Annotated in this window: 5 protein-coding genes; all 5 read right to left on the bottom strand. The window is 43.1% G+C overall.

Features of this window, described 5'->3' with window-relative positions:
- Positions 1-158 precede the first annotated feature (158 nt).
- The 5 genes from FTT72_RS14340 to cysM all read right to left on the bottom strand — a co-directional run bounded on the left by FTT72_RS14340 (position 159) and on the right by cysM (position 6,397).
- Positions 159-809: a hypothetical protein gene (locus FTT72_RS14340; protein ID WP_180178584.1), complete on the bottom strand. Its 651-nt coding sequence runs from the start codon at positions 807-809 to the stop codon at positions 159-161.
- Between the two features lie 81 nt (positions 810-890).
- A complete protein-coding gene (locus tag FTT72_RS14335; RefSeq protein ID WP_078191275.1) occupies positions 891-3,197 on the bottom strand; it encodes a bifunctional (p)ppGpp synthetase/guanosine-3',5'-bis(diphosphate) 3'-pyrophosphohydrolase in 2,307 nt (768 codons plus the stop codon).
- 24 nt (positions 3,198-3,221) lie between these two features.
- Positions 3,222-4,619 (bottom strand): 23S rRNA (uracil(1939)-C(5))-methyltransferase RlmD, encoded by a 1,398-nt coding sequence (gene rlmD, locus FTT72_RS14330; protein WP_180117953.1) that lies wholly within the window; start codon positions 4,617-4,619, stop codon positions 3,222-3,224.
- Positions 4,620-4,625: 6 nt separating this feature from the next.
- The gene (locus FTT72_RS14325; protein ID WP_180009011.1) at positions 4,626-5,444 is read right to left on the bottom strand and encodes a 3'-5' exonuclease; all 819 of its coding nucleotides are present in this window, start codon (positions 5,442-5,444) and stop codon (positions 4,626-4,628) included.
- A gap of 32 nt (positions 5,445-5,476) precedes the next feature.
- Positions 5,477-6,397, bottom strand: a complete 921-nt coding sequence (cysM, locus tag FTT72_RS14320) for a cysteine synthase CysM (protein ID WP_078191278.1) — start codon at positions 6,395-6,397, stop codon at positions 5,477-5,479.
- Between the last annotated feature and the right edge of the window lie 64 nt (positions 6,398-6,461).

Below are 6,461 nucleotides of genomic sequence, written 5' to 3'. Positions count from 1 at the left end.
TTAATGGAGAAATCTAATCGGTATGTTATACCTGAGAGAAGAGTGAGGAGTTATCCAAGGGTTGTAAAAGGAAAACCTCAAAAATACCCAAGAAAAAGCCAGTCAATCTCTTAACTGACTGGCATTAATCTTCGGATGGGTTTTTTTATGCGACTACGTTAAATAAATGAGCTAGGTAAGATCGCAATAATAGGATGTAATTTTTCAATATCGGATTGCAGGAATTCCACCTGTCGTTTTTGGTCTAGACTTGCAAATTGCCACGTGTCATCTGTTTGCTGTATCACGTTTAAAATAAGATTTAAGCCATTCCGCAAATATACACAGGCTAGATCCGATCTCTCCACTCCTCGCCTTTCATCACAGACCACAAGCCAACCCTCTTGTAATACAGGGGCATAATACGACGCTGTGATGCGAATAAAATATAAGCCTTGAGTGTTTTTAAATAATGCTGAATATTGAGATGCATTATTTGAAATCGGTTTTAATGAAAATGCCTGTGTCTCAACCACCTGCATTTCAAAAAGGACTAAACTTACTTGCTCCTTAGCGCGCTTGTCTTGCTCTATAAACTGAACTTCATGATCCAAACTTCCCTTTATGAGTTCCAATTGTGTCTCTAACTCACGTGCAAATTTCTCTCCAATCTGCCGATGACTATTTAATAATTGGGAAATTAAAGGAACTGATAAGCCAAAATGTTCACACACGGCTTTACCATTTTTAAAAGGGCCTGTTGCCACCCAATGGTCAATCGCTCGTGTTAAATTCTGTCGACGCTTTTCAAAAAGCTCTGAAGGCAGCATAAGCATTCAATTTTATAATTTCTCTCCCCCAATATAATAAAAAAACCCGCACGCAGCGGGTTTTTTTATACAGCTTTATTTTTAGCTACCTTGTACCAATCGACGTGCGCTAATAATGCCTGGTTGTTGCTCTAGACGTGCCAACAGTTTCGACAACTGCGCCAAGCCTTTCACTTCAATCAACAGCTTCATATTGGCAATACCATCACTCTCGGAAATGGTATTCACCTGACGAATATTGATTTGGTCTGAGAAAATCACTTGAGTCAAATCTTTAAGCAAACCACGACGGTCATAAGCTTCCACCACGATTTGCACACTTTGACCACGGGTTGGCTGCATTTCCCAATCCGCTTCAACCGCACGTTCAGGCTCTTGTCCAATCATACGGATATAATCCGGACATGCGACCTTATGGATACTCACGCCACGATTCAGGGTGATATAACCAGCAATCGATTCACCATGCACAGGCTGACAACACTGAGCAATGTGTAGTTCTACATTGTCCAGACCATCAATCAAAATACCATGCGCCGAAAGCGTATGACTTGCACGAGGGTTCAAGGTCGGTTTTAACACCAGTTCAGGCTCATCCTGATCGAGGTGCATATGACGGTTAACCTGATTGATTAAGGCATGCAGGCTAATGTCGCCACTCACCAAGCCAATCAAGATATCTTCACCCAATTTCACATTAAAATGATTGCAGTAATCATTCAAATCGATACTTTTCGGGTGAATCGCCAAACGTGACAATTCTTTATTCAGAATCTCACGTCCCACTTCCAAATTTTTACTACGGTCTTGCTGACGGAACCAATGACGCAACTTATCACGTGCACGAGCCGTCTTGATATAACCCAGCGAGTTCACCAACCAATCTCGGTTAGGCTCACGATCTTTCTTGGTTAAAATCTCAACCTGTTCCCCAGTTTTAAGGGTATAGGTTAAAGGCACATAACGTTGGTTCACTCGTGCCGCATAGCACTTGTTGCCCACTTCAGTATGCACATGATAGGCAAAGTCGAGCACAGTCGAACCACGTGGTAATTCTTTGATATCACCATCACGACTAAACACATAGATTTTCTCAAAATCTTCAAACTCTTGGATTTGTTCGAAGTTTTCAGAATCTTCATCTTCTTTATGGGCGCTAGCATCATTTCGTTCTTGATAATGTTCAAGCACTGCACGCAAAGAATGTAAGCGATGATTAAATGAATAATCTGTGGTTTTAGAGCCTTCTTTATAGTTAAAGTGCGAACACACCCCGAGTTCAGCTTCTTCGTGCATATTGTGCGTACGAATTTGCACTTCTAAAGATTTGTTCTCTGCAATCACGGCCGTATGCAGTGAGCGATAACCATTGGCTTTCGGGTTGGTAATATAATCATCGAACTGATGCGGAATATGACGCCAAATCTGATGAACGATCCCCAGTGTGTGATAACACTCAGGTACATTATCCACCAGAACACGAACCGCTCGAATGTCATAAAGCTGATCAAAGCTCAGGTTCTTACTCTTCATTTTTCGATAAATCGAATAAATGTGTTTCACCCGACCATTAATCTCGGCCTCAATGCCATGATCTAACAGTTCTTTACGCAACTTTTCTGTCACGAACTGAATATATTGCTCACGCTCTAAACGTTTTTCATTCAGTAAAGAGGCAATTTCTTTATAGCGTTCAGGTGCTAGATAACGGAAAGCAAGATCTTCAAGCTCCCACTTAAGCTGTGCAATCCCTAAACGGTGCGCGAGCGGCGAATAAATGGTTAAAATTTCTCGTGCGACACGCTCTTGTCGCTCTTTGGTTGAGTGCGCCAACTCACGTAATGCATAGGTACGTTCAGAAAGTTTGATTAATACAACACGAACATCTTCGGTCACAGAGATCAGCATTTTATAAATGCCGGTCAAATGTTCACGCTGATTATTATTAAAATGATCTTCTAGACGTTTATTTTGCTCGATCAGGTCAGACAACTTACCCATGGCAAGCGTGCCTTTCACCAAAGCATGCACTTGATCGCCAAATTTGCTTTGGACTTCTTCTAAACTGGTTACGCCTTCACGAACACTTCGATACAGCATGGCTGCTGATAACGTATCTTCATCCGCATACAGATGAGCAAGAATATCCGCCATTTCAATACCGGTATAGAAGGTATTCGAGCGATGGTTGACCGTTGTTTCAAGTTCATTCTGTAAGGTCAGATGGGCAACTTCTTCGAGTTGCTTTAGAGGAGCCCCGTCAAACATGCCACTCACACGCTCTAGCCATTCAGCTAGATCATGCTGTGCTTGCTCGGCATGTTCTACAGTCGTTTCCTGTGACAACTCATTGAGACGTCCAGGTAATTGTTCACGTACTGTGACCATACCCTACTCCTAGTTTTCTACGCTTCATAACTTTTGATCGTTTATCTGATTTTCTTTTTCGAACAAAGCAATCGATTCGACATGCCCTGTATGGGTAAACATGTCCATGACACCCGCTTTTTTCAAACGGTAGCCTTGTTGTACCAGCATTCCAGCATCGCGTGCTAGTGTTGCAGGATTACATGACACATAAACGATTCTTTTTGCACCAAATTTGGGCACATAACGCATTATTTCTTCTGCACCAGATCGTGGTGGGTCTATCAATAATGCATCAAATCCTTGTTTTGCCCAAGAATGATGCGAAAAATCTTTTGTTAAATCTTGTGAATAAAATTTCAGTTGCGAAAGGCCATTGTTTTGTGCATTTTCTGCACCACGCTGAACCATTTCTTCACTCCCTTCAACTGCAATGACTTGACCCGTTGAACCCACACATTGAGCAAGTGGTAAAGAAAAGTTTCCTAAGCCACAAAACAGATCTAGAACTCGCTCACCTTGTTGTAACTGAAGCAATTCACATGCCAGTTTCACCATTTGCGGATTAATCGTGGAATTCACTTGCGTGAAGTCCTGAGGATTAAAGCCAAATTTCACAGCAAAGTCACTTAGACCATAGTGCAGACGCATCGGTGCATCGGGATGATCCACGCGATGTAAGCTGTCTGGCCCTTCAGGTTGTAAGTACAGTTGCCACTCTTTATGTAACGCAAATTTTACTAATTGGTTGACATCTTCCGCGCAAAGTTCCGCCGTATGACGAATCAGGAGAGCAATTTCTTGATCTCCCATGGCCAGTTCCATATGCCCAATATCTGCTTTACCTTGCAAACCTTGTAACAGTTGTTTGAGTGTGGTGATTGAGCCAAACTCACGATCCAACACCATACAACGGTCAATCGAAGTCAGTTTATTTGACTGGCTTTCACGAAAGCCGACCACGAGCTTATCTTTTGCAGGTAAGTAACGCACACCGATACGCGCTTTACGACGGTAATCTTCACGCAATGAACGTAAAGGAGCTAACCATTGATCAGGTTGTATCCCAGCAAAATGTTGCAAATGTGATTGTAAAACATCTTGTTTTAAACGAATTTGCTCGTCGGGATGAATATGCTGCATGCTACACCCACCACAGACCCCATAATGTGGGCAGGCCGGTTTAACCCGTAGAGCAGACTCTTCACTCAGTAATTCCAGACTGTCTGCTTCTTCGAGACGCTTAACGACATTAGTAATACGCGCACGCACCGTTTCACCCGGCAAGGCATAACGGATAAAGACTTTCTTACCGTGTTTTTCTGCAGGATGATCTGGATGCGTCCCAAAGTGCGCTATGCCTCGCCCCTCATGTGAAAGCGATTCAACCTGAAATGTATAAATGGGTTGTTGGGCTTTTTGGGGTTTGGCTTTGTGTTTCATGCGTACCTAATGTGTGGAAGATGGGAAATCAGATTGGGTGAATTCGGTACGTTGCGAGGTTTGCTGCCATACCAATAAAAAGTCAGCGTGTTGCGGCTGAGTTTGTAAATATTGAATCGTACTTTGAATCAAGTGCTGATGATCATTTAACAATAACTGTCCTTTCAGCAACAGCCAGCGTAAATAAATCAACCATGTATTGAGCACATCACCTTCACAGTAGCTGGTCAGTTCCATCCACTGTTGTTCACGCACATATTCAGGCACATGGTAGCCACCATCACCACGTTTACCGGGGAAACCAAGTAAATGTGCTGCATCGTCGAGCTTTTGAAAATGACGACCATGGAACATGGCCATGACATCCATCAAATCTACATGACGATGATGATAACGATTCTGGTAGTTATTATAGCGCTTTTGCGTATCAATCTCGCCCTGATCGAACAAACTTGGTGCAGATAGTCCGTGATACATGGCACGGAACAAAATCACAGGCAAATCAAACTGTGAACCGTTCCAACTGACCAAGGTCGGATGACGCTTTTCAAAAATAGAAACGAATTTTTTTAAAATTTCAGCTTCGCTATTGTCTTCACGGCTAAATGAAAACAACTTCATGCCCTTTTCATCAATCCATAGTCCAGAGATACAGACAATTTCATGCAAGGCCAAACGCTGAAAATCCGTGCCCGCCTCTTGGCGACGCAGTTTAGTCAGCGCAGCATCTAGATCCACCTCAGGCAGATCCAGTCCATACAAATGCGCACCTGACTTCAAATCTGTCAGTGTTTCGATATCAAAAATTAAAACAGGTAAACGCATAAGTACTCACCAGTGCCGTTCGGCCACTGTAATTATTCAGGATCAACAACAGAGAATAGACCAGTAGACAAGTAACGGTCACCACGGTCACATACGATGCAAACAATCACGGCATCCGGATTTTCTTCAGCCAATTTAACTGAAGCCCATACCGCACCACCCGATGATGTACCTGCACTGATACCTTCTGTACGCGCTAAACGACGAGCCGTTTTTTCCGCTTCAATTTGCGGAATATCCATAATACGATCAACACGTGAAGGGTCAAAAATCGTAGGAAGATATTCTTGTGGCCAACGGCGAATACCAGCAATGTTTGAGCCTTCAGACGGCTGTAAACCGACAATTTGAATATCCGGATTTTGTTCTTTTAAATATTTCGAAATCCCCATAATGGTCCCGGTGGTTCCCATAGAGCTGACGAAATGTGTAATTTTACCGCCCGTTTGTTTCCAAATTTCTGGACCCGTAGTGAGGTAATGTGCTTCTACATTGTCCGGGTTACCAAACTGGTTTAGGACTAAACCTTTGCCGTCTTTTTCCATTTGAAGGGCAAGATCACGTGCTTCTTCCATGTTTTCTGATTCGATCAGTTCGGCACCGTAGGCACGCATGGCATCTTTACGCTCTTGGCTAGAACTTGCAGGCATGATCAAAGTCATTTTATAGCCACGCATTGCAGCAACCATGGCTAAAGCAATCCCTGTATTTCCGCTCGTCGCTTCAATCAACGTATCACCCGGTTTAATCTGACCACGCTTTTCCGCTTGCATAATCATGTTATATGCAGGGCGATCTTTGACCGAACCCGCTGGGTTATTGCCTTCTAACTTGGCTAATACTGTTGCTTGAGTATGACTTGCCAGACGTTGTAAACGCACTAACGGCGTGTTGCCGACGTAATGGTCTAATAAAAAATCGTCTGCTTGAAAATCAGGGGTTGTATTACTCATTATTCACACCTATATCGAGGTGCGCCTATTGTATGAAAAAATGCCTTTGCCTGCACCCATTTGC

Source organism: Acinetobacter sp. YH01005, assembly GCF_013420465.1.
Classification (GTDB): domain Bacteria; phylum Pseudomonadota; class Gammaproteobacteria; order Pseudomonadales; family Moraxellaceae; genus Acinetobacter; species Acinetobacter amyesii.
The sequence above is the reverse complement of the archived record's forward strand: the minus strand, read 5'-3'. Positions and strand labels throughout refer to the sequence as shown.